The organism is Pseudomonas pisciculturae (assembly GCF_015461805.1).
Classification (GTDB): domain Bacteria; phylum Pseudomonadota; class Gammaproteobacteria; order Pseudomonadales; family Pseudomonadaceae; genus Aquipseudomonas; species Aquipseudomonas pisciculturae.
Genome location: NZ_JACVZE010000006.1, coordinates 272,417 through 294,724, shown reverse-complemented (window position 1 = coordinate 294,724; position 22,308 = coordinate 272,417). Strand labels below are relative to the sequence as shown.

Here is a 22,308-nt window from a genome sequence, read left to right as displayed (position 1 = left end):
AGGAGTGTTATCGATGTACCCCAGGTTCAAACTCAAGCATCTCGTCGTAGCGCTGATGGCCTGCGCCCCTGGCACCCTGCTCGCCGAAACGGCCGCCTCAACGCCTGAAGCGCCGGACACGGCGCTCGTGTTGGGTGATACCCATGTAGTGGCCACCGCCGAAGAAGAGCTGAAGCAGGCCTCCGGGGTCTCGATCATCACCGCCGAAGACATCAACAAACGCCCGCCCGTCAACGACCTGTCGGAAATCATCCGCAAAATGCCAGGGGTCAACCTGACCGGCAACAGCGCCAGCGGCACCCGGGGCAATAACCGCCAGATCGACCTGCGCGGCATGGGCCCGGAAAACACGCTGATCCTGATCGACGGCAAACCGGTGACCTCGCGCAACTCGGTGCGCTACACCCGCTCGGGCGAACGCGATACCCGTGGCGACAGCAACTGGGTGCCCGCCAACGAAGTCGAAAGCATCGAAGTGCTGCGCGGCCCGGCCGCTGCGCGCTACGGTTCGGGCTCCATGGGCGGCGTGGTTAACATCATCACCAAGCGCCCGACCCAAGAGCTCACCGGCTCGATTTCTGCATTCACCAATATGCCCGAAGACGATGCCGAAGGCGTGACCAAACGCACCACCTTCAGCCTCGCCGGGCCGTTGACCGAGGCGCTGACTTTCCGTGTCTATGGCAACCTGAACAAGACCGATGCCGATGATGCCGATATCAACCAGGCCAACACCGACACGGCGTCCGGCGCGTCCCTGGCCGCCGGCCGTGAAGGCGTTCGCAACAAAGACCTCAATGGTCTGTTGAGCTGGGAGCTCAATGAGCAGCAGATCCTCGATTTCGAGGCCGGTTTCAGTCGTCAGGGCAATATCTACACCGGTGATGTGGGCACCGGCGGCACCGACTCGTTGACCCCTGGCAGCACCATCAATAAATGGTTGGGTCGCGAAACCAACACGATGTATCGGCAGAATTTCTCGGTCACCCATCGCGGCGACTGGGCATTCGGCACCTCAAAAGTCTTGGCGCAATACGAAAAAACCCGCAACAACCGCCTGCTGGAAGGCCAGACCGGTTCGGTCGACGGCGACATCAGCGCGAATGCCGACAAAAGCACCAGCACCTACAACAGCTACCTGCTTCAAGGCGAGTTGAACATCCCGTTGGACGTGTTGCTGCCGCAGACGCTCACGCTCGGCTCGGAATGGAACCGCCAAGAGCTGGACGACCCCAGCACCTTCGACCGCGCCATCGGCACCACCCTGCCCAACTCCGCTGCGGGTGCGCGCTCCACCAGTATGGACGCAACCATCATGGCGGTGTTTCTCGAAGACAATATCGAGCTGACGCCCAAATGGTTCGTGACGCCAGGCCTGCGCCTGGACCATCACGACCAGTTCGGCGCCAACTGGAGCCCGAGCCTCAACAGCTCCTACAAGCTGACCGACGACCTCACGCTCAAAGGCGGTATTGCCCGTGCGTTCAAGGCGCCAAACCTGTACCAGTCCAACCCCAATTACCTGTACCGCAGCAACGGCAACGGCTGCGCGCCGAGCCTGAACGCCAGCGGCTGCTATGTACTGGGCAACGCCAACCTGGACCCGGAAATCAGCATCAACAAAGAGCTGGGGCTGAGCTTTGCGCGTGAGGGGTGGACGGCGAGCCTGACGTATTTCCGCAATGACTACGACAGCAAGATCGTCTCCGCCAACAGTGAAGTCGGCCGTACCGCCGCCAATGAGCCGATCCTGCAGTGGGACAACGCCACCGACGCCGTGGTCAAGGGCTGGGAAGGCAGTATCGGCGTGCCGTTGCTGGGCGAACAGGGTGAAACGCTGAGCTGGAACACCAACTTCACCTATATGCAGGACAACACCGACAGCGATGGCAACCCGTTGTCGGTAGTGCCCAAATACACCGTCAACACCATGCTCGATTGGCAAGTCAACGAGGCCCTGGCCCTGAGCCTGACAGGCACCTACTACGGCAAGCAGGAACCGCGTGACTACAACCCGACACGGGCTGTCGAGGTCACCGCCGCCAACGAGATGAAGACGCTCGACCCGTACCACATCTGGGGTGTGGGCGGCACGTATGAGCTGAACAAGCACCTGTCGTTCGGCGCCGGCGTCAGCAATATTTTCGACAAGCGCGTGTACCGCGAAGGTGCGGGCACCAGTGCCGGGGCCAGTACGTACAACGAACCGGGGCGTGCGGTGTATGCGTCTGTCACTACCTCGTTCTAACGCCCATTAACGCCCCACCCATCGCCCAGCCGGCTCGCCGGCTGGGCGTTTGTGTGTACCCATACCGATAAAATGTCCCCGGCCTATCACGGGGCAATTGATGAGCAAGCCGGATGAAAACGCCCTCCCCTTACGGGCCGATACTGTCCCGAATCGCCGCTGCCCTGCTGGGCGGCTACCTGTTCACCTATGCCTTTACGGCCGCCTTGGCGCGCCTGCTGCCGCTGGGCAAGATCGACGCCATGATCATCGCCAGCCTGCTGTCGTTTGCGGTGTACACGCTGGCCATCCTGTGGGCATTCGCCTGCCGCAGTGCCACCCGCGCCTGGGCCGGCTTGAGCCTGGCGCTGCCGTTGGCGGCCATAGGCTTCTGGTCGGATGGTCTGGAGTTTTTGCGATGAAAAACAAGACCTTTACTCAATCCTTGTCCTGGTTGCATACCTGGAGCGGCCTGCTGCTGGGTTGGCTGCTGTTTGCGATTTTCCTGACCGGCACCCTGGCGGTGTTCGATAAAGAAATCGATGGCTGGATGCAGCCGGAGATTCCCGCCCACAGCCTCAGCCAGGGCGACGCCGCGCAGGTCGCGCTGACGTATCTTCAGGCGCAGGCACCGGACGCCAGTGCCTGGAATATCGGCCTGCCCACCGCGCGCTCACCTGAGTTGACCGTGTCCAGCGGTGAGCAACGGCGCGGCGGCGGCCAGACCCTCGACCCCACCACCGGCGAATTGCTGGACGTGCGCGAAACCGCCGGCGGCGGGTTCTTTTTCCGCTTCCACTTCACCCTTAACCTGCCGCGTAATATCGGCATCTGGCTCACCGGCCTGGCAGCCATGGCAATGCTGGTAGCACTGGTCAGCGGCATCGTGATCCACAAGAAAATCTTCAAGGAGTTTTTCACCTTCCGCCCCGCCAAGGGCCAGCGCTCGTGGCTGGATGCGCATAACGCCAGCGCCGTGTTGGTGTTGCCGTTTCACTTGATGATCACCTACACCGGGCTGGTGATTTTCTACCTGATCTATATGCCGGCGGCCGTAGACGCCCTGTTCGGTGGCGACCGTGACGCCGTCAACCGTGCGATGCGCGGCGCGCCAGCGGAACAACACGGCGCTCGCCAGGGTCAGCGCCCGCCGGCAGCCGCCAGCGCCGCGCCCCTGACCGCATTGGCGCCCGTGCTGGCCGAGGCCGAGCGCGTCATGGGCCCGGTCGCCGGGTTGTCGATCCAGAATCCTGGGCGCAGTGATGCACGCATCGAGGCACGGCCCGTGCTGGGCAATCGCATCGAGCTGACCAAGGGCATGAGCATGGTCTTTGATGGCGTGAACGGCAACGTGCTGCGAGCACCGACAGACAGCCGTGCCAGCCTGCTGACGCAAAAGGTCATGGCCGGTCTGCATTTCGCACAATTTGGCGGTTACCCGATGCGCTGGCTGTATTTCATCTGTGGCTGGGTCAGTTGCGCGATGATTGCCACGGGCCTGGTGCTGTTTACCGTCAAGCGCCGAAGACGCCATGACAGCGAAGGCATCCTTGGTACGTGGCTGTATCACGCCGCAGAGCGCCTCAACATCGCGGTGGTTGCCGGGCTTGGCGTGGCATGCGTCGCCCTGCTCTGGGCCAACCGCCTGCTGCCCGTGGAGTTGAGCGCACGCGGCCTGTGGGAAGTGCGGGTGTTTTTCCTGGTCTGGTTGTTGAGCCTGGGCCATGCCATCGCACGCCCGTGGCAAGCCGCCTGGCGCGAACAGCTGGGGTTGGCAGCGGTGCTGTGCATGGGCTTGCCGCTGTTGAACCTGCTAGGCGCAAACCGAGGGCATGCCCTTGCACTGGAAATCACCAGCGTGGCGCTTGGCGTCATGCTCGCAGCGGTTTGCTGGAAACTCGGGCAACCGACCCGGCCGCGCACCATTAAATCCGACAATCAAAGAGGCGCACTGACATGAACCCAGCCTTGATTACCGGGCTTCTACTGGCCTGCCTCGGCATGACGGGTCTATGCCTGGGCCTTGCACGCAACTACAAACCCCTCGGCCGGCCAGCGCCCGGCACAGCCGTGCTGAGAGTATTGCGTGGCACAGGCTGGCTGGCACTGATCGCCAGCCTGGGCTGTAACGTGATGGCCTGGGGCTGGGCCATGGGGCCGGTGGGCTGGTTGGGGATGCTGTCGTTGGCGGGGGTGGCGCTGGTCTTTCTGTTGCCGTATGCACCTCGCGTCAGGGCCAGATAAACCTGTTGCAAGACGCCTTCACCACCAGCGCCCGGGGCTCAAGTGAAGGTGTCAGCGGCCTGGTGATGGGTCTGACCTGCCCGTGGGTTCCACTGGAAACCTGAGCGCGCCACAACCCCAGGTTTCAAGCGCTGATCGTCGCCGTAGTCTTCACGGGGATGAAAGAACAACGGTGTCACCTTATCGATTTCCTTCAACACTGCGGCGTAATCCTCAAGATACGTTTTACGCTCGCCCTCGGGCACATTGCCCGGCATCCAGGCCACATACGGCGGCAATACGTCAAACCCCAAGTAGCGGAAGATCCCGTTATGAATCGGCCATAGAATGTGGTGGATGCTCCCGTCAATCCCATCCGGCTGATACAGGCTCTCGGCAGTCCCGGTCGTGACGCAGACCATAGCCCTGCGCCCCTTGAATTTGCCCTTGTCGTATTTCTCGCCAGAGGCGTAGGCAAAGCCACGGGTCATGGTGCGATCGACCCAGCCTTTAAGAATGGCGGGCATCGAAAACCACCAGATCGGGAACTGAAAGATCAGCACATCGCACCACAAAACTTTTGCCTGCTCCTGCTCCACATCAAACGTGGCGCGACCATGGGCGAACATGTTTTCTTGCTCGGCCGCCAGGTTTAGAAAGCCGGCGTCTACACGTGGGGTAGTGATGTCATCAGCGTCCAGGCTCGGCTTCCAGTCGAGCGCATACAAATCACTGACTCGAACCTGATGCCCCTGTGCAGTCAACACCTCGACCGCACGGTCTTTGAGCGCGCCATTGAAGGATCGAGGCTCGGGGTGTGCGTAAACAATCAGAACATTCATCGCTCGCTCCTCAAGGTCAGAGCCCCGGCTCGAACAGCTCCCCGGCCACCGCCCAGTTACATGCTGGGACATCCTCAAACACAACGTGGACCCACTTGGGGTCTACCCCGGTATGCTTGATCAGTGTTTGGGTAATCTCGGCAGCCACCTGCACTTTGGCAGCTTGAGGTTTGTCGTCGAACCAGGTTACGCGTACAACAGGCATGTTCAGTCCTCTCATCAGGGTTAATAGCCATTGATTTTCCGGGCATGCCCCACCCCGTGACAAACCATCGTTTTTCGTTGTATGGAAGAGAAAATCTGCGCCATGAAACCTGATATCCCCCTCAAAGCCATCGCCTGTTTTGACGCGGTCATGCGCACCGGCAGTGCGCTGCTGGCCGCCGAGCAGATGTGCGTCACGCCAGGAGCCGTCGGGCAACAGGTGCGCAAGCTGGAGGCGTGGCTGGGTGTGGCGTTGTTCACGCGCAGTGTGCGCAAGTTGCACCCAACTCAGGCCGCACTCACCTACTGGGACCACGTGCAACCCGCGCTGATACAGCTGGAGAACGCCAGCCTTGCCCTGCGCAACCGTCAGGACCAAAGCGTGCGCCTGAGCCTGCCGCCCGCCTTCGCCAATTCGTGGTTCGCCAGACGCATGCCGACCCTCATCGACCAAGACACGCAACTCAAGTTGCACCTGAGCGCCAGCACCGAGCTGGTCGACGTCACGCACGATGGCTTTGACCTTGCGGTGCGCCATTGCGATGGGCGGGTTCAGGGGCTGGTCGCCGAGTTGTTGCTACACGATGAAGTGCGGGTGTATTGCAGCCCGAGCTATCGCGAACGCTTGCAGCTACACACGTTGGCCGACCTTAAACGCGTGACGCTGCTCTACACCACATCGCACGCGCATTGGCCCAACTGGCTGGCCCAGGTCGGCCTGGGCAATACCGAAGTGAGCAACGGCATTCGCTTCGATCAGCCGGAACTGGCCATCGATGCGGCCCGGCGGGGACAAGGCTTGGTGCTGACCAGCCCGTGGCTGGTCGAAGACGCGATCGAACAAGGTCAATTGGTGCAAGTGTTCGAAGCGGCTCTGACGGTCGGTAAAGGCTATTACCTGGTGCACAACGACCAATCGCCGTTACGCGACCCGGTCGAGCGACTCAGGCAGTGGTTGTTGGCGTCGGCGCTTGAGTGCTCGCCTCACGCGCAGCCCTGACCAACCCATCCAACCAATCCTGATGCCCATTGATCATCGGGTTTGGCCGCGTCATCGCCAGTTCCGCAGCCGGCTTACCCTTCTGGGTTTCCTGGGTGAGGATGCGCACACGACCTTGGGATAGATCCTCGATCAGCCACGCATGGTGTACATCCAGACGCGTATCACCCTCACCCGCCCAACCGTGCCAGGCGATTCGCCCCGGCTGCCCAGCAACGGGCGGGACACATTCATTGCACTGGGCCTCCACCGGGAAGCCGAAGGTTTCAAAGTAGAAGCGTGTGCCGTCCTGCAACTCAGGGCCTGGCCCGTCATGCAAACGCACGTTTGCCGAGTTGGCGTAGTACGTCGGCCACCGTGCTGCATGGCTTAGCAACGGCCAGACATCGGCGGCAGTGAGGCCGGCGACGATAATTTCATTGGACACGAAGTTTTCGGTGAAGCCAGGCAGGTAGCCTTCTGGCCAGACAATCTCACGCATGATCAGCACTCTGAGGTAATGGACGAGCGCCATGGTCGGTGCTAGCGTGAAATAACGCCAATCGCCATATTTTATCCAGAGCATCATGAATTCTGATATCAGACACCTCGACTTCAACTTGCTCAAAACCCTCGATGCCCTGCTCGACGAACGCAGCGTCACCCGCGCCGCCGAGCGCCTGTCGCTGACCCAACCCGCCGTGAGCGGCATGCTTACCCGCCTGCGGGAAAGTTTTGATGACCCGCTGTTCGTCCGTGCCCAGCGCGGCATGGTGCCGACCTTGCGCGCCGAGCAATTGGCAGCGCCGGTCAAACAACTGCTTGGCGATATTGAGCACCTGCTGCGGCCCCAAGCCTTCGACCCGGCCACGGCGGACATGACCGTTTCGATCGCCTCGACCGACTACGCGTTGCGCGCGGTGGTCGTGCCGTTCCTCAGCGCCCTGCGCGTCCAGGCGCCGAATATCCGCGTGGCCGTGCAATCAGTGGATGCACAGCAACTGCCCGGCCAACTGGAACGCGGTGATATCGACCTGGCCCTCGTCACCCCGGACAGCACCGTGCCGGGCCTGCACGCGGCGGCGTTGTTTGAGGAGCGCTATGTGTGCGTGATGCGTGCGCAACACCCGGATGCAGCGGGCAAAACCCTGACGCTGGAGCGCTTCTGCGCACTCGACCATGCACTGGTCTCGCCCTCCGGTGGCGCGTTCCACGGGGTGACCGATCAGGCACTGGCCCGCATCGGTAAATCGCGGCGTGTAACAGTGTCGGTGACCAGCTTCCTGGTGCTGCCCGATATCTTGCGTACCAGTGACTTGATCGCCGTTGTGCCTCGGCGCCTGGCATTGCACGCTGAAGGCCTGGCAATGCTTGAGCCCCCGGTTGAAATACCAGGGTTTAGCAAGACTGTGGCCTGGCATGAGCGTACGCATCACGATCCAGCGCATCAGTGGGTACGTAGAACGTTAATCGACACCTGCAAGGCGCTTGACACCTAATCAGAGGGTTATAGACGCCCCCGGATAGAACACCGTGTTAAGTACCAACAGCAACAACCAAAATCCGATCTCAAGGGTTTCGGAAATCGGCTGGATGCGTTTCAACGCACCGTACACATGCACGACGAACATCAAGCTGAACACCACAAACAGCAAGTCGAAGGCGTAACTGAAGCTCGTGCCGGTGGTGGCCGAGCGTAGCATCGCAACCTCTATCACCAGGATGAACGCCCCCAAGCAACGCCCGAAGTAGATCGCCAGGTGCTGGTGCTCGGGGATCGTCCAGCCCATGAGCCGGGCCCAGGCAATCGGCGCGATAAATAGCGGGATGGCGAAAAACAGCGTGGTGGTGATCATCAGGATGCTGATGTAGTGCTGACTGTAGTGGGCGTAGTAACCAAGCATGGGCAAAGTCCTTATTGTTTTGGGGCGTCCCGACAACCATTGCAGGTGCCTGCTGCGCCGTCCAACGCAACGGCGCCCTACAGGACTAAAGAGACCCGGCGCAGGCAATTGGGATTAGTGCTTTGTACGGTGCCTACCAAATGGGTCTACGCTCCTCACACCCTCCTGGAGACGCCATGATGACCCGAGCCCTGCTGATCGCATCCATGCTCCTCGCCGTGGCCGCTGCGGCCCACGCCGGCGTGCCCGCCTTCCCCGCGTCATTTCATACCCAGGACATTGCCGTCGAAGGCGCCAAGATCCACGTGCGCGTTGGCGGCAAAGGGCCAGCCGTGGTGTTGCTGCATGGCTTTGGTGACACCGGCGATATGTGGGCGCCGTTGGCCGCTGACCTCGCTCGGGACCACACCGTGGTAGTGCCCGACCTGCGCGGCCTGGGTTTGTCGTCGATTCCCGAGAGTGGCTACGACAAGAAAACCCAAGCTGCCGATGTACGTGGCGTACTCGCCAAACTGGGCATCGAGCATGCCGTGGTGGTCGGCCATGACATCGGCACCATGGTGGCGTTTGCCTACGCGGCGCGCTACCCGCAGTTGACCGACCGACTGGTGGTGATGGACGCGCCAGTGCCCGGCATTGCGCCGTGGAACGACATCGTGCGCTCGCCCATGCTGTGGCACTTCGATTTCGGTGGGCCCGACGCCGAGCGCCTGGTGGCCGGCCGTGAACGTATTTATCTCGACCGTTTCTGGAATGAGTTCGCGGGCGACCGCACCAAAATCGATGAAGAAACCCGTCAGCATTACGCCAAGCTGTACGCGCGCCCCGGCACCATGCGCGCCGCGTTTGCGCAGTTTCGCAGCATCCGCCAGGACGCGGTGGACAATGCCGCGACGATGACCACCAAGCTGACCATGCCGGTGCTGGCGATTGGCGGTGAAAAGTCCTTCGGCAACAATGAAGCCATCGTGATGCGTAATGCCGCCAACAATGTCACAGAGTTGGTGATTCCCGGCGCAGGCCATTGGTTGATGGAAGAAGCCCCCGCACAGACCATCAAGGGGGTTCGTGACTTCATTGGCGGGTAGCTCGCGACATAATAAAAATAGATGATCTTATGAAACCACAAAATAACATTGTCTGATAATTAGCTTATTCCAAAAAAGAATTTCCCCGCAGTTTTTTATAGAGATATCTTCATTTCACAGACCGACCCCATGCCTGGTGGAGGACCTAAACCCCCGACCACCAGGAGCCTTCAGCAGGCTCACATGGACTCTTTCTGATATGCCAGACCTCACCGCCCCGCTGCCCCTGAAAAAATTCCACCTGTCGCTCTTGACCAGCTCCCTACTGCTGGCCGCAGTGCCCTCTTTCGCCGACACCGTGAAAGAAGACGCCAAGCTCGACACGGTCACTGTGATCTCCACCGGCCTGCGCGGTCAGCAGCGCACCGTGGCCGACAGCCCGGCACCGATTGATGTGATCAACAGCGACCAGCTGCTCAAAACCGGCCGGGCTGAGTTGTCGGAGGCGATTGCCAAGTTGCTGCCGTCGTTCAACTTCGGCACCAATATCGCCGGCTACAACTCGGTGACGCGCCCGCTCAGCAACCGCAGCCTGGGCCCGGCCTACACCCTGGTGCTGGTCAACGGCAAGCGCCGCCATAACGGCGCCACCGGTCAACGCGGGTCTATCGATAACAGCGGTGCGAACGCGGTAGACATCGACCTGATCCCGGTGAGTGCCGTGGACCATATCGAAGTGCTCAAAGACAGCGCGGCCGCGCAGTACGGCTCGGATGCGGTGGCGGGTGTGATCAATATCATCCTCAAGAACACCAAGAGCGGCGGCCACCTCGAAACCAGCTACGGCCAGCTGTTTTCCGGCCAGGGCGAAACCATCAAGGTGGCCGGTGACCAGGGTTTCGAGCTGGGCGAAGGGGGTTTCTTTCACCTCTCTGCCGATGCGCGCAAACGGGGCAATGCCTCCTGGAACGACAAGGCTGACAGCAGTGTGCGGGCGTTCAATGACCCCGCCAAGGAAGCGGCCTGGGACCGTGTTGCCATCAAGAACGGCGACCCCGACCTCAAGGCCTTCAACCTGGCCTACAACGCCGAGTTGCCGCTCGAAGACCTGACGCTGTACTCCTTCTCTACCTATGGCGAGCGTGATGCCGAGGCTGCCAACTATTTCCGCCTGCCCACCGGTACGGCTGCCGTGCCCGAAGTATTCCCCGATGGCTACTTCCCGCTGAACAACATCAAGGACCGCGACTATCAATTGCTGTTTGGCGGCAAAGGTGAGGTCGCCGAGTGGAACTGGGACCTGAGCACCACCTACGGGCGCAACAATGTGCACCACTCCAGCGACCTCAACATCAACCCGTCCCTGGGCACCGCGTCACCGACCAAGTTCGACAACCTGGCGACCTTTCGCTTTGAACAGTGGGTGAATAACCTCGACTTCACACGCCGCTACGACAGCCTGTTCAACCTGACGTCGCCGGTGCAGGTGTCAGCCGGTTTGGAGCATCGCTGGGAACACTTCAGTACGTTCGCAGGTGATCGCGAAGCCTACATTACCGGCACCTACCCGGCCGCTTCGGGTGCACAGGCTGCGGTGACGATTCGCCCTGAAGATGAAGTCAGCCTGATCCGCAATAACTACGCCGGCTACCTCGACCTGGGCTTTGACCTGACCGACCGCTGGTTTCTCGATGTCGCCGGCCGCATCGAACACTACGACGATGACTCAGGCAACACCTTTGGCCTGAAAGTGAACTCGCGCTACGAGCTGACCGACACCGTGGCCGTGCGCGGCACCGTGGGCACCGGTTTCCGTGCGCCCTCGTTGACCCAGATCGGTTACACCGTGGCCGACAACCGCGTTGCGGTGGATGCCAACGGCAACGTGGTGCCGGCCGTGACTCGCCTGACGCCTTCGGGCAGCAACCTGGCAAAAGCCCTGGGTGGCGATGACCTCAAGCCGGAGAAATCCCGCAACCTCGGGCTGGGCCTCACGTGGCAACCGGCGCCGCGCACCAGCATCACCGCCGATGCCTACCTGATCGACATCGATGACCGCATCGCCCTGACCAGTAACATCTACGACCGCGGCAACGGCGCGATCAACGCCATTCTCACCGCCCAAGGCGTGCCCAGCGGCACCTGGGTCAACTACTACACCAACGCCTTCGATACTCGCACCAAAGGCCTGGACGTAGTGGCCGACCACACCACGCCGCTGGATAACTTTGGCGAGGTGCGCTGGAGCCTGGGCTTCAACTGGAACAAGACCACCATTGAAGGCACCCGCGACACGCCGAATGCGCTGGCAGGTTCTGGTGTGACCCTGGTGGGCCGCGACCGCGCAGGCGACCTGACTGACGCCTCACCCAAGACCAAGTGGATTCTGGGCGCCAACTGGAAGGTCTCGGACCTGGCGGTCAACCTGCAAACCGCCCGCTACGGCGCGGTCAAGACCCTCGCCGTGAACCCCACAGGCGACCGCAGCTTCGGCGCCAAATGGATCACCGACCTGGACGTGAGCTACACCTTCGTCGACAGCCTCACCGTGAGCATCGGCGGCACCAACATCTTCGACGTGCGCCCCGACAAGCACGCCGTCTACAGCAACCTGGGCCTGGCGGCTTACGGCAACCCACCGTTCTACCCCGGCGGCGGCTACTGGTACACCAAGCTGGCCTACGACTTCTGATCCACACCTCTCACGCACCCGAATCGCCATACGAGGGCACCCCATTGAATACCTCCAACTTGATGAGCCGTCTGCTGGCACCCTGCGCCCTGGCGTTGGCTCTTGCGGGCTGCTCACCTTCGGGTGAGCAGGCCCAGGCCAACAAAACCCTGAACATCGCGTTTTTCGGCGACAACACCATCCTGGTGAGCGTCGACCCGTTCCAGGTGTATTGGCTGGAGCACCGCGTGTTGCTGCGCAACGTCGCCGAGTCACTCACCGACCAAGACCCGGAAACCGGCAAGATCATCCCGTGGCTGGCCAAAAGCTGGGACGTGAGCGACGACGCGCTGACCTACACCTTTCACCTGCGTCAGGACGTCACTTTCAGCAATGGCGAACGCTTCGATGCCAAGGCGGTAAAGACCGCGTTTGACAGCGACAAGGCTCTGGCCACCGAGTTGCCGGCGACCTTCGGCGCCACGTATCTGGCGGGTTATGACCACGCCGAAGTGGTCGACGACTTCACCGTCAAGCTGGTGCTCAGCAAGCCAAACGCGGGTTTCCTGCAAGCCACCTCAACCACCAACTTGTCGATCCTCGCACCGGCGTCGTACGCCCTCACCGTCAAGGAACGTTCGCTGGGCAAGATCATCGGCACCGGCCCCTTTGTACTGGAGAGTTACACCCCGGAAGTCGGCGCGCACCTGACCAAACGCAAGGGCTACGCCTGGGCATCGGCCAATATGAAAAATCAGGGTGAAGCACACCTGGATGCGGTGGATGTCACCTACATCCCCGAAGAGAGCGTGCGCAATGGCTTGTTCCTGCAAGGCAAGGCCGACATCCTGTGGCCACGCAACCCGTTTTCGGAAGTGGACCTCAAGCTGTTCCAATCCAAGGGCGCGACCATCCAAAGCCGTTCGCTGCCGGGGCCGGCACTGAACCTGTTCCCCAATACCCGTGGCGAGCGCATTCTGGCCGACCAGCAAGTGCGCCTGGCGGTGCAAAAAGCCATCGACCGCAAGAGTTACGCCAGCACCGTGTACAACGCCGAGTTCCCGGTGGTGCAAGGCGTGTTCGACGTGACCACCCCCTACGCCAAAAGCCAGGCCGCCAAGCTCGGGTACGACCCGGCAGCTGCCGAACAATTGCTCGACCAAGCCGGCTGGGCCAAGGGCGCCGACGGCTACCGGCACAAAAACGGCAAGCGCTTGAGCCTGAGCTACAACATCAGCCCGGCTGAAACCGCAGGCGATGTGTTGATCCAGGACCAACTGCGCAAGGTCGGTATCGAGCTCAAACTCAGCGTGGTCACCCGCGCCGAATGGGTGGCCAACAACTCGGCCGGCAACTACGACCTGACCATCAACTACATGACCCGCGCCGACCCGATCATCCTGCAAACCATCCTCGACCCGCGTAGCGCCAACAGCGCCACTGTCGCCACCAACACGTTTGAGCCAGGCGCACTGGGCAAAGCCAAGGCCTTGTTCGATGCCGGCATCACCGCCACCCAAAGCCCGCAACGCGCAGCGGCCTATGGCGACCTGCAAGACTTGCTGATCGATGAAAGCTCGGCCTTCCCAGTGTACGAGCGCGTGTGGCAGGCGGCGACGTCGGCCAAGGTGAAGAACTTTCGCTGGACCGCCGAGGGCTTTGCGCTGCTGGGTGATATCGAGATCGGCACGCCATGAGCCGCTACCTGCTGGGCCGTGTCGGGCAGGCACTCTTGGTGTTATGGGGCGCCTACAGCATCACCTACTTCATCCTGTATCTGCTGCCGGGAGACACGTTGACCCTGATGCTCAGCGCTTCGGGGATGGAAGCCGATGCGCTGTCAGTGGAAGACCTGGCCAAGGCGCGGGCTTATTACGGTTTGGACAAGGGCGTGTTCGAGCAATATTTCAGCCTGCTGTGGGGGGCGCTGCGCGGTGATTTTGGCCAGTCGCTGTCAATGAACCGCCCTGTGGCCCAATTGCTGGTTGAACGGCTGCCGCAAACGCTGTCCCTGGCCGGGCTGGCGATTGTACTGTCATTGCTCGGCGGTATTGGGCTGGCCTACTTGACTGCCTATATCCGCTGGCAACCGCTGAAAAAAGCACTGACACGCTTGCCGTCCCTGGGTTTTTCGGTGCCGGTGTTCTGGATGGGGCTGTTGCTGATCCAGGTGTTTGCGTTTGGCCTGGGCTGGTTTCCGGCTACTGGCAGCAAGGGCGTGGAAAGCCTGATTTTACCTGCCGTCACCCTGGCAATCCCGAGTGCTGCGGTCTACGCCCAGGTGCTGCAGCGCAGTTTCCAGGGGGTATGGCAGGAGTCCTACATCATCACCGCCTACGCCAAGGGCCTTAGCCGCAGCCAGGTGCAGGCGCGCCACGGGTTCAAGAACGCCGCGCTGCCGATCCTCACCCTGATCGGCTTGCAGGTGGGCAATACGGTGTCCGGCGCAGTGCTGGTGGAAACCATCTTTGCTCGCAACGGCATTGGCCGGCTGGCCCAGGAAGCCGTGTTGCGCCAGGACATCCCGGTGGTGCTGGCCATCGTCGCGGTGTCGGCGGCGGCGTTTGTCCTGGTGAACTTGTTGGTCGATCTGCTTTACCCGTGGTTCGACCCGCGCATCTCCCACACGCCAAAGGTGTCCTGAATCATGACTGTTCTTGAGCAGAACCTGCGCGGCAAAGCCCTCCCGGCCAGCCACCCGCTGTGGCGTCGCCGCAGCCGCCTGCAACGCGCCACGGCGGTGGTGTTGCCATTGCTGCGCCGGCCCGGTTTCAGCCTGGCGGTGCTGCTGGTGTTGTTTGCCTTGGTGTCGGCCGTAGCGCCACACCTGCTGACCAGTTTTGACCCCTACGCCACCTCCCCCGTCGACAAACTGCGTGCCCCCAACCTCACCCACTGGTTCGGCACCGATGAGCTGGGCCGCGACCTGTTTACCCGGGTGGTGTACGGCTCCAGCCTGTCGATGCTGGCGGCCTCGCTGGCGGTGGGCATCGCCCTGTTGGGCGGCTTGGGGCTGGGCATTTTGTCGGGCTTTGCCGGCGGGCGTATCGATTCGGTGATCATGCGCTTTGTCGATGTGCTGCTGGCTCTGCCCGGCGTATTGCTGGCCCTGGCGATTGTCACGGCCATCGGCTTTGGCACAGTGCCGGTGGCCATTGCAGTGGGCGTGGGCATTATTCCGGGGTTTGCACGCACTACTCGCGCCGAGGTGCTGCGGGTCAAGACGCTGGCGTATGTCGAAGCGGCGCGCCTGGGCGGGGCAAGTTGGGGGCGCACGTTGCTGCTGCATATTCTGCCCAACGCCTGGGGCCCGGTGGCGGTGTTGGCCACGTTGGATTTCGGCGCCGCCATCCTCGCCACCGCCGGGCTGAGTTTCCTCGGTTTTGGCGCTGTGCCGCCCGCCGCCGAATGGGGCACCTTGATCGCCAACGGCCGTCACTTCCTGATCACCGCCCCTTGGGTATCACTGCTGCCCGGCCTGTTCCTGGTGGCCGTGGTGTTCAGCCTTAACCATATCGCCCGCACCTTTGAGGAGAACCCGCGATGAGCGCTTTAGTGGATGTTCGTCAACTCAGTGTCAGCTATCGCACCCATGGGCAGGTCAACCAAGCGGTGCGCTCGCTGTCGTTTGCCATTGCACAGGGCGAGACGGTGGCGATTGTCGGCGAGTCGGGCTCGGGCAAGTCCACACTGGCCAACGCGATCCTTGGCTTGTTGCCAGCCAATGCGCACATCAGCACCGGGCAGTTGTGGGTGGAGGGCAACGACCTGACCCACGCCAGTGAACGCCAGAAGCGTGCCGTGCGCGGGCGTACGGTGGGCCTGGTACCCCAAGACCCAATGGTCAGCCTCAACCCAACCCAGCGCATTGGCCAGCAAATCGCCGAGGCGCTGGTCCTGGGCAAGGGTAAGCGTTACCCCGGCGTGGATGCCGATATCGTCGAGCTGCTGCAACAGGTGGGCATCGACAACCCGGTACTGCGCGCCCGCCAGTACCCCCATGAACTCTCCGGCGGCATGCGCCAGCGCGTGCTGATCGCCATCGCCCTGGCCGGCAACCCACGCCTGATCATCGCCGACGAACCCACCAGCGCCCTTGACGTGACCGTACAGCGCAAGATCCTCGACCACCTGCAACGCCTGGTCAGCGAGCGCGGCATCTCGCTGCTGATCATCACCCACGACCTGGGCGTGGCCACCGACCGCGCCGACCGCATCCTGGTGATGCAACAGGGTGAGTTGGTAGAACAAGGGCCGCCCGGCCAGATCCTCAACGCACCGCAGCATGACTACACCCGGGCGCTGATTGCGGCGGCGCCGGCGTTCGCCAAGCGGCGTGAACCGCTGATTCGTATCGACCCTATGGAAGAGCCGATCCTGAGCCTGAAGAACGTCGGCAAGACCTTCGCCCTGCCCAAGGTCAAGGGTGAGAACAGCACCTTCGTGGCCCTGGAAAACCTCAACCTGGACGTGTATGCCGGCCAGACCCTGGCGATTGTCGGCGAGTCCGGCTCCGGCAAAAGCACCGCCCTGCGCATCGCCCTCGGCCTGGAAAAACCTACCCAAGGCCAGGTGTGGTTCGAACAGCAAGACGTGACAAACCTGAGCTGGCGAGACTTCCGCCCACTGCGCCAGCGCCTGCAACTGGTGCAGCAAAACCCCTTTGCCGCCCTCGACCCGCGCTTCACGGTGTTCGACAGCATTGTCGAACCCTTGGTGTCGTTCGGCTTGCTCAAGGGCCCGGCCCTGGAGCAGGCGGCACGAGAGCTGATCAGCCGAGTGCATTTGCCGGTGAGCTTCCTTGATCGCCTGCCACGGGAGTTGTCCGGTGGCCAATGCCAACGGGTGGCCATCGCGCGCGCCCTGGCATTGAAGCCGGATCTGTTGCTGCTGGATGAGCCGGTGAGTGCGCTGGATGTGTCGGTGCAGGCACACATCCTCGACCTGCTGGAGGAACTGCAACGGGAGTTGGGCATTGCGTATGTGCTGGTGTCCCACGACCTGTCAGTGGTGGCCAACTTTGCCCATGAGGTGTTGGTGCTGCGCAATGGCACGGTGGTGGAGCAAGGGACGGTGGACCGTATCTTCAACCGCCCGGCCAGCGATTACACCCGGGAGTTGATTGCGGCGATTCCAGGGCAACAAACGGCGAATGCGGCGTGAGGCCAAAGGCTGGCCGATGCCCGCCTGATGCACAAAGATCAATAGGTGGGAGCGGGCTTGCTCGCGAAGGCGGTGGGTCAGCCAAGAAATACGTTGAATGATCCACCGTCTTCGCGAGCAAGCCCGCTCCCACATTTGAACCGAGTGATGCCTTGTATTGGCGGTTTATTGGGCAGCGCAATCCCGCGCCACGATGCCTTTTTCCTGGGCATACGCAGCAGACTTGGCCTCGATCAGCGGGCGCAAGGTAGCGCGGTCGGCCTGGAGCCAATCGGTCACCAGCACCCACTTCTGCCCATCCCACTGCTGAACCCGAGCCGAGCCGCCGCCTTCATGGTCGGCGCAGGACAGTTTCAATGGCGCCAGCAACCCTTCCAAACCCAATGCCTTCAGGCGCGCGGCGTCGATGTCCAAGTGTTCGAAAGCCCAGCGGGTTTCCTCACCGTTCAACGCCCGGTTACCAAACCTGGCCTGGCCGGTGCGCAGGGCTTCGACGGCAATCGCGGCGTTGATCAGGCCGATGTTGTAGTAGACCTTGCCAAAGTAGCTGTGGTCCTTGAGATTGCTCTTGCCCGGGTCGAGGATGTACTGCTTAAGCCTGCGGTGGATCTCAAAGGTGTCGCCCCCCGGAAATGGCGCCAGCGCCTGGTAGCCCTTGGCGGCGGTGCCGGCAGGGATCACATCGGCTTCGGAGCCGGCCCATACATCGCCGATCAGGCGATCCACCGGCACACCAAAGCGCACGGCGGTCTTGATCGCCACCGGCGTGGACACGCCCCAAGTACGTAAAAACACCCAGTCCGGGTTGATCTGGCGTACCTGGCGCCATTGGGTGGATTGCTCGCTGCCGGGGTCGGCGACCGGGATCTGGATATTCTCGAAGCCGTATTTTTCCGCCAGCAACTGCATCGCTGCCTGGGTTTCCCGGCCATAAGCCGAGTCGTGATAGACCGTGACGATCTTCTTGCCCTTGAGCTTATCCAGGCCACCTTCACGCTCGGCAATGTAGTTAATGCCCACCGAGGCCTGGCCGTAATAGTTAAGCAACAGCGGGAACGCATAGGGGAACACGCGGCCATCGGTGGATTCGGTACGCCCACCGGCGCCGTCGATCAAGGGGATGTGGTCCTTGGCGGCACGGTCCATCAACGCATAGGAAGCAGGTGTGCTGTGGGTGAAGAAGAACCCGGTGGGCGCGCCGTCCAGGCCGTCTTTGTAGCGTTCATAGCATTCGATGATGCGGTCGGTCTTCCACTCGGTCTCGCATTCCTGCCAGACCAGCTTGACCCCGTTCACGCCGCCCTCGACCTCGTTGATATAACGGAAGTAGTCGATCTCCCCCGCCCACCACGGAATACCGCTGGAGGCATAAGCACCCACGCGGTAAGTGGCCAAGGGGATGAACTGTTGATCATTGGCCGCTTGGGCGGCGGCCGGCAGCAGTGCGCCCAAGGAACTGAGCGCCACCAGGCTGGCGATGAGGGTGCGTTGCAAAGCGTTGTGCATGGCTGTGGGTTCTTATGAGAAGTGGTCGGTTGGGTCACCCCCACTCAACACACAATTCATGCCAACGCTTTAAGCCTTTAAATTCAACTAGTTGAATCAAATCCAAAACACCATCGGCGACGACAATCGGGCAGTTTATTGAACCGCTGTTGCGCCACCAACACCTGCTGCGCGATTACGCCTTGTTGTTGAGCAAGTCCAGCGCCACATCCACGATCATGTCTTCCTGGCCGCCCACCATGCGTCGTTTGCCCAGTTCCACCAAAATGTCGAGGGTCTTGAGGCCGTACTTGGCGGCGGCGATTTCGGCGTGGCGCAGGAAGCTTGAATACACACCGGCATAACCTAGCGCCAGGGTTTCGCGGTCAACCCGTACCGGGCGATCTTGCAAGGGGCGCACGATGTCGTCGGCGGCATCGAGCAAGGTGTACAGGTCGGTGCCGTGGTTCCAGCCGAGGCGGTCGGCGGCAGCAATGAACACTTCCAGCGGCGCATTGCCTGCGCCGGCGCCCATGCCGGCGAGGCTGGCGTCGATACGGTCACAGCCCTCTTCCACCGCCGTGATGGAGTTGGCCACGCCCAGCGATAGGTTGTGGTGCGCATGCATGCCGGTTTCGGTTTCCGGCTTGAGGGTGGCCTTGAACGCCCGGAACCGGTCGCGTACATCTTGCATGTTCATCGCGCCACCGGAGTCGGCCATGTACACGCAGGTGGCGCCGTAGCTTTCCATCAGCTTGGCTTGGGCGGCGAGCTGCTCGGCGGGGATCATGTGGCTCATCATCAAGAAACCCACGGTGTCCATGCCCAGCTCGCGGGCGTATTCGATGTGCTGTTTGGACACATCCGCCTCGGTGCAGTGAGTGGCGATGCGCACGACGCGGGCCCCGGCGTTGTAGGCGGCCTTGAGGTCGTGCACCGTGCCGATACCGGGCAGCAGCAAGGTGGTGATCTTGGCATGGCTGATCACGTCGGCGGCCGCTTCGATCCATTCCAAATCGGTGTGGGCGGCAAAGCCGTAGTTGAAGCTTGAACCTTGCAGGCCGTCACCGTGGGCGATTTCGATGGCATCGACCCGCGCCTTGTCGAGTGCGCGAGCGATGTCCTGTACGTTCTGGATCGAATACTGGTGGCGGATCGCATGGCTGCCATCACGCAGGGTTACGTCGCAGGTATACAGCTTTTTAGTCATGTCGGTTTCCTTAGGCCTTCAGCAGCGACTGCGCCATACGCTCGGCGGTCGCCAAGGCTGCAGACGTCATGATGTCGAGATTGCCGGCATAGGCAGGCAGGTAGTGGGCGGCGCCTTCGACCTCAAGGAACACAGAAGTCTTGAGCCCCGAGAACGTGCCCAGGCCTGGCAGGTGCAGCGGCGCGTCTTCGGGGATCACATCGAACTGGACTTTCTGCTTGAGCCGATAGCCCGGCACATAGGCCTGCACAGCGGCGGCCATCTCGACAATTGAGGCTTCTACCAGCGCCTGGTCGGCGGCTTCGGACAATACAAACACCGTGTCACGCATCATCAGCGGTGGCTCGGCCGGGTTCATCACAATGATCGCCTTGCCCTTGGCCGCGCCGCCGATGACTTCGATGGCCTTGGAAGTGGTTTCGGTAAATTCGTCGATATTGGCGCGGGTGCCCGGGCCCGCCGATTTACTCGCAATCGAGGCAACAATTTCGGCGTAATGCACCTTCGCCACCCGCGACACCGCAGCCACGATAGGGATGGTGGCCTGGCCACCACACGTGACCATATTCACGTTGAGTTGCGCCAGGTTCTGCTCCAGGTTGACCACCGGCACGCAGTACGGGCCGATGGCTGCGGGGGTCAGGTCGATCAGGCGGATACCGGGTTTGACCGCACGCAACAGCGCATCGTTAGCGACATGGGCACTGGCCGAGGTGGCATCAAACACAAAGTCGATGTCCCTGAACACCGGCATGCGCGCCAGCCCTTCGACACCTTCGTGGGTGGTGGCCACGCCCATGCGCTGGGCGCGGGCGAGCCCATCGGAGGCCGGGTCAATGCCAACCATCACCGCCATCTCCAGGTGTTTGGCGTTGCGCAAAACCTTGATCATCAGGTCGGTGCCGATGTTGCCGGAACCGATGATCGCCACTTTCAATTTTCCAGTCATATCACTACTCCAGGTCGGCAGGCGTCCATGCCCGCCTGGGCAATCAGGACGCCTGGCCAAGCGCTGGGTTGGGCGCGGCCGCGGCTTTCTTTTCCAGTTTTGTATAAACGATGTACGTCAGCACCACACCCGAGAGCATCACTGCCGCCAGGAAATACAAACCGGACGACAGCGTGCCGGTGTATTCCTTCAACGCGCCGATACCAAACGGGCCGATATAGCCGCCCAGGTTGCCGAACGAGTTGATCAGCGCAATGCCGGCAGCAGCCGAAGCCCCCGAGAGGAAGCGACCCGGCAGCACCCAGAAAATCGCAGTCACCGAGAACAGGCTGAAGGCCGTCAGGCACAGCGCGGCCAGTTGCAAGGTCGGCAGGCTCAGCCAGGCACTCAAGAACAGACCCACTGCACCCAGCACATACAGCACGGTGAGATGCCCGTAGCGGTCGTTTAAACGGTCGGAACTGCGTGGCACCAACAGCAGGCCAATCACCCCAAACACATAAGGGATCGCCGAGATGAAGCCCGTGGTCAGGTCACTGCCACCGAACTGTTTGACCAAGGTGGGTAACCACAGGCTCAGGCCGTAGGTGCTCAATGTGCTCGGCAGGTACAGCAACGCCAACAGCAACACACGACGGTCGGCCAGGGCCCGCAAAGGGTTGGTGTGCTCGGTCTGGCCGTAGATTTCACGATCTTTATGCAGCTCACCCAACAACCATTGGCGGTCGGCCTCAGCCAGCCAGCGTGCGTCCTTTGGTGTATCCGGCAGCAGTTTCAAGGTTGGCCAAGCGAGCAGGATGGCAGGCAGGCCGATGGTGATGAACAGCCACTGCCAACCCGCCAGGCCCCAGATGCCATTCATGCCCAACAACCAACCGGCCAAAGGCCCGGTGACCATCAGCGCGACAGGCTGGGACAGGATGAAGAAGCCCAGCACCTTGCCGCGATGGCAGACCGGGAACCAGCGCGTGATGTAGTACAGCACCCCTGGGAAGAACCCGGCCTCGGCCGCACCCAGCAAAAAGCGCATTACATAGAAGCTGTAGCTGCCCTGGACGAAGGCCATGCCGACGGTGATCGCGCCCCAGGTCACCAGGATTCGCGCAAACCAGCGCCGTGCGCCGAAACGCTCAAGCAGCAGGTTGCTGGGCACCTCGAAGAAGAAATAGCCAATAAAGAACAGCCCTGCGCCAAAGCCATAGGCCATGTCGCTGAGGCCGATATCGGCATTCATGTGCAATTTGGCGAAGCCCACCGCCGAGCGATCGATGAAGGCGACGAGGTACAGCAGGATCAGGAAGGGAATCAACCTGAGCGTGAGCGTGCGAATAATCCGAGCGTCCGGATTCATAGTCTTCTCCATCGTTGTTTTTGTTATGGAATGCGTCGATCCGGCCGGTCCGCCAGCGGTCAATCGACCGCC

General features: G+C 61.7%; 20 protein-coding genes. 12 read left to right on the top strand and 8 right to left on the bottom strand.

Features of this window, described 5'->3' with window-relative positions; translation table 11 throughout:
• Positions 1-13 precede the first annotated feature (13 nt).
• From ICY20_RS18520 to ICY20_RS18505, 4 genes are all read left to right on the top strand, one after another.
• Complete coding sequence (locus ICY20_RS18520; protein WP_194938267.1) at positions 14-2,248, top strand: TonB-dependent siderophore receptor; 2,235 nt, start codon at positions 14-16, stop codon at positions 2,246-2,248.
• 113 nt (positions 2,249-2,361) lie between these two features.
• Positions 2,362-2,649 carry a DUF3649 domain-containing protein gene (locus ICY20_RS18515; RefSeq protein ID WP_159957098.1) on the top strand — a complete coding sequence of 96 codons (288 nt, stop codon included), beginning with the start codon at positions 2,362-2,364 and terminating at the stop codon, positions 2,647-2,649.
• Positions 2,646-4,187, top strand: a complete 1,542-nt coding sequence (locus ICY20_RS18510) for a PepSY-associated TM helix domain-containing protein (protein ID WP_194938266.1) — start codon at positions 2,646-2,648, stop codon at positions 4,185-4,187. Before ICY20_RS18515 ends, ICY20_RS18510 begins: the two co-directional genes overlap by 4 nt.
• On the top strand, positions 4,184-4,471 hold the full coding sequence (locus ICY20_RS18505) for a DUF3325 domain-containing protein (protein ID WP_159957102.1): 288 nt from the start codon (positions 4,184-4,186) through the stop codon (positions 4,469-4,471). Before ICY20_RS18510 ends, ICY20_RS18505 begins: the two co-directional genes overlap by 4 nt.
• Before the next feature lie 38 nt (positions 4,472-4,509).
• On the opposite strand, the gene ICY20_RS18500 is transcribed toward ICY20_RS18505, so the two are convergent.
• On the bottom strand, positions 4,510-5,292 hold the full coding sequence (locus ICY20_RS18500) for an NAD(P)H-dependent oxidoreductase (RefSeq protein WP_159957104.1): 783 nt from the start codon (positions 5,290-5,292) through the stop codon (positions 4,510-4,512).
• Between the two features lie 16 nt (positions 5,293-5,308).
• Entirely contained in the window at positions 5,309-5,497 is a 189-nt protein-coding gene (locus ICY20_RS18495) for a tautomerase family protein (RefSeq protein WP_159957106.1), read from the bottom strand.
• Positions 5,498-5,599: 102 nt separating this feature from the next.
• On the opposite strand from ICY20_RS18495, the gene ICY20_RS18490 reads away from it, so the two are divergent.
• Complete coding sequence (locus tag ICY20_RS18490) at positions 5,600-6,496, top strand: LysR substrate-binding domain-containing protein (RefSeq protein ID WP_200846291.1); 897 nt, start codon at positions 5,600-5,602, stop codon at positions 6,494-6,496.
• Here ICY20_RS18490 and ICY20_RS18485 read toward each other — a convergent pair.
• A complete protein-coding gene (locus tag ICY20_RS18485; RefSeq protein ID WP_194938265.1) occupies positions 6,441-6,977 on the bottom strand; it encodes an SRPBCC domain-containing protein in 537 nt (178 codons plus the stop codon). The genes ICY20_RS18490 and ICY20_RS18485 overlap by 56 nt on opposite strands.
• 85 nt (positions 6,978-7,062) lie before the next feature.
• On the opposite strand from ICY20_RS18485, the gene ICY20_RS18480 reads away from it, so the two are divergent.
• Positions 7,063-7,974 carry a LysR family transcriptional regulator gene (locus ICY20_RS18480; protein WP_194938264.1) on the top strand — a complete coding sequence of 304 codons (912 nt, stop codon included), beginning with the start codon at positions 7,063-7,065 and terminating at the stop codon, positions 7,972-7,974.
• Here the strand turns inward: ICY20_RS18480 and ICY20_RS18475 are convergent, their stop codons facing one another.
• Positions 7,975-8,379, bottom strand: a complete 405-nt coding sequence (locus ICY20_RS18475; protein WP_159957112.1) for a hypothetical protein — start codon at positions 8,377-8,379, stop codon at positions 7,975-7,977. It abuts the gene before it with no gap.
• Positions 8,380-8,558: 179 nt separating this feature from the next.
• Between ICY20_RS18475 and ICY20_RS18470 the strand changes: the two genes are divergently transcribed.
• From ICY20_RS18470 to ICY20_RS18445, 6 genes are all read left to right on the top strand, one after another.
• Positions 8,559-9,467 carry an alpha/beta fold hydrolase gene (locus ICY20_RS18470; RefSeq protein WP_194938357.1) on the top strand — a complete coding sequence of 303 codons (909 nt, stop codon included), beginning with the start codon at positions 8,559-8,561 and terminating at the stop codon, positions 9,465-9,467.
• Between the two features lie 199 nt (positions 9,468-9,666).
• A complete protein-coding gene (locus ICY20_RS18465; protein WP_194938263.1) occupies positions 9,667-12,099 on the top strand; it encodes a TonB-dependent receptor plug domain-containing protein in 2,433 nt (810 codons plus the stop codon).
• A 62-nt stretch (positions 12,100-12,161) separates the two neighbouring features.
• On the top strand, positions 12,162-13,775 hold the full coding sequence (locus ICY20_RS18460) for an ABC transporter substrate-binding protein (protein ID WP_194938356.1): 1,614 nt from the start codon (positions 12,162-12,164) through the stop codon (positions 13,773-13,775).
• Positions 13,772-14,722: an ABC transporter permease gene (locus ICY20_RS18455; RefSeq protein WP_194938262.1), complete on the top strand. Its 951-nt coding sequence runs from the start codon at positions 13,772-13,774 to the stop codon at positions 14,720-14,722. Before ICY20_RS18460 ends, ICY20_RS18455 begins: the two co-directional genes overlap by 4 nt.
• Before the next feature lie 3 nt (positions 14,723-14,725).
• Positions 14,726-15,625: an ABC transporter permease gene (locus ICY20_RS18450; RefSeq protein WP_194938261.1), complete on the top strand. Its 900-nt coding sequence runs from the start codon at positions 14,726-14,728 to the stop codon at positions 15,623-15,625.
• Positions 15,622-17,241, top strand: coding sequence for a dipeptide ABC transporter ATP-binding protein (locus ICY20_RS18445; protein WP_194938260.1), 1,620 nt, complete (start codon positions 15,622-15,624; stop codon positions 17,239-17,241). Before ICY20_RS18450 ends, ICY20_RS18445 begins: the two co-directional genes overlap by 4 nt.
• Positions 17,242-17,406: 165 nt before the next feature.
• Here ICY20_RS18445 and ICY20_RS18440 read toward each other — a convergent pair whose 3' ends face one another.
• From ICY20_RS18440 to ICY20_RS18425, 4 genes are all read right to left on the bottom strand, one after another.
• Entirely contained in the window at positions 17,407-18,747 is a 1,341-nt protein-coding gene (locus tag ICY20_RS18440; RefSeq protein WP_194938259.1) for an ABC transporter substrate-binding protein, read from the bottom strand.
• A gap of 175 nt (positions 18,748-18,922) precedes the next feature.
• Entirely contained in the window at positions 18,923-19,936 is a 1,014-nt protein-coding gene (gene dmpG / locus ICY20_RS18435) for a 4-hydroxy-2-oxovalerate aldolase (RefSeq protein WP_159957124.1), read from the bottom strand.
• Between the two features lie 10 nt (positions 19,937-19,946).
• Positions 19,947-20,885: an acetaldehyde dehydrogenase (acetylating) gene (locus ICY20_RS18430; RefSeq protein ID WP_194938258.1), complete on the bottom strand. Its 939-nt coding sequence runs from the start codon at positions 20,883-20,885 to the stop codon at positions 19,947-19,949.
• A 43-nt stretch (positions 20,886-20,928) separates the two neighbouring features.
• On the bottom strand, positions 20,929-22,236 hold the full coding sequence (locus ICY20_RS18425) for an MFS transporter (protein WP_194938257.1): 1,308 nt from the start codon (positions 22,234-22,236) through the stop codon (positions 20,929-20,931).
• Between the last annotated feature and the right edge of the window lie 72 nt (positions 22,237-22,308).

Bases quoted from the DNA above. Each gene is read 5' to 3' on its own strand.
- ICY20_RS18520 (WP_194938267.1), top strand. From the start codon at position 14: ATGTACCCCAGGTTCAAACTCAAGCATCTCGTCGTAGCGCTGATGGCC.
- ICY20_RS18515 (WP_159957098.1), top strand. From the start codon at position 2,362: ATGAAAACGCCCTCCCCTTACGGGCCGATACTGTCCCGAATCGCCGCT.
- ICY20_RS18510 (WP_194938266.1), top strand. From the start codon at position 2,646: ATGAAAAACAAGACCTTTACTCAATCCTTGTCCTGGTTGCATACCTGG.
- ICY20_RS18505 (WP_159957102.1), top strand. From the start codon at position 4,184: ATGAACCCAGCCTTGATTACCGGGCTTCTACTGGCCTGCCTCGGCATG.
- ICY20_RS18500 (WP_159957104.1), bottom strand. From the start codon at position 5,292: ATGAATGTTCTGATTGTTTACGCACACCCCGAGCCTCGATCCTTCAAT.
- ICY20_RS18495 (WP_159957106.1), bottom strand. From the start codon at position 5,497: ATGCCTGTTGTACGCGTAACCTGGTTCGACGACAAACCTCAAGCTGCC.
- ICY20_RS18490 (WP_200846291.1), top strand. From the start codon at position 5,600: ATGAAACCTGATATCCCCCTCAAAGCCATCGCCTGTTTTGACGCGGTC.
- ICY20_RS18485 (WP_194938265.1), bottom strand. From the start codon at position 6,977: ATGCGTGAGATTGTCTGGCCAGAAGGCTACCTGCCTGGCTTCACCGAA.
- ICY20_RS18480 (WP_194938264.1), top strand. From the start codon at position 7,063: ATGAATTCTGATATCAGACACCTCGACTTCAACTTGCTCAAAACCCTC.
- ICY20_RS18475 (WP_159957112.1), bottom strand. From the start codon at position 8,379: ATGCTTGGTTACTACGCCCACTACAGTCAGCACTACATCAGCATCCTG.
- ICY20_RS18470 (WP_194938357.1), top strand. From the start codon at position 8,559: ATGACCCGAGCCCTGCTGATCGCATCCATGCTCCTCGCCGTGGCCGCT.
- ICY20_RS18465 (WP_194938263.1), top strand. From the start codon at position 9,667: ATGCCAGACCTCACCGCCCCGCTGCCCCTGAAAAAATTCCACCTGTCG.
- ICY20_RS18460 (WP_194938356.1), top strand. From the start codon at position 12,162: ATGAGCCGTCTGCTGGCACCCTGCGCCCTGGCGTTGGCTCTTGCGGGC.
- ICY20_RS18455 (WP_194938262.1), top strand. From the start codon at position 13,772: ATGAGCCGCTACCTGCTGGGCCGTGTCGGGCAGGCACTCTTGGTGTTA.
- ICY20_RS18450 (WP_194938261.1), top strand. From the start codon at position 14,726: ATGACTGTTCTTGAGCAGAACCTGCGCGGCAAAGCCCTCCCGGCCAGC.
- ICY20_RS18445 (WP_194938260.1), top strand. From the start codon at position 15,622: ATGAGCGCTTTAGTGGATGTTCGTCAACTCAGTGTCAGCTATCGCACC.
- ICY20_RS18440 (WP_194938259.1), bottom strand. From the start codon at position 18,747: ATGCACAACGCTTTGCAACGCACCCTCATCGCCAGCCTGGTGGCGCTC.
- dmpG (WP_159957124.1), bottom strand. From the start codon at position 19,936: ATGACTAAAAAGCTGTATACCTGCGACGTAACCCTGCGTGATGGCAGC.
- ICY20_RS18430 (WP_194938258.1), bottom strand. From the start codon at position 20,885: ATGACTGGAAAATTGAAAGTGGCGATCATCGGTTCCGGCAACATCGGC.
- ICY20_RS18425 (WP_194938257.1), bottom strand. From the start codon at position 22,236: ATGAATCCGGACGCTCGGATTATTCGCACGCTCACGCTCAGGTTGATT.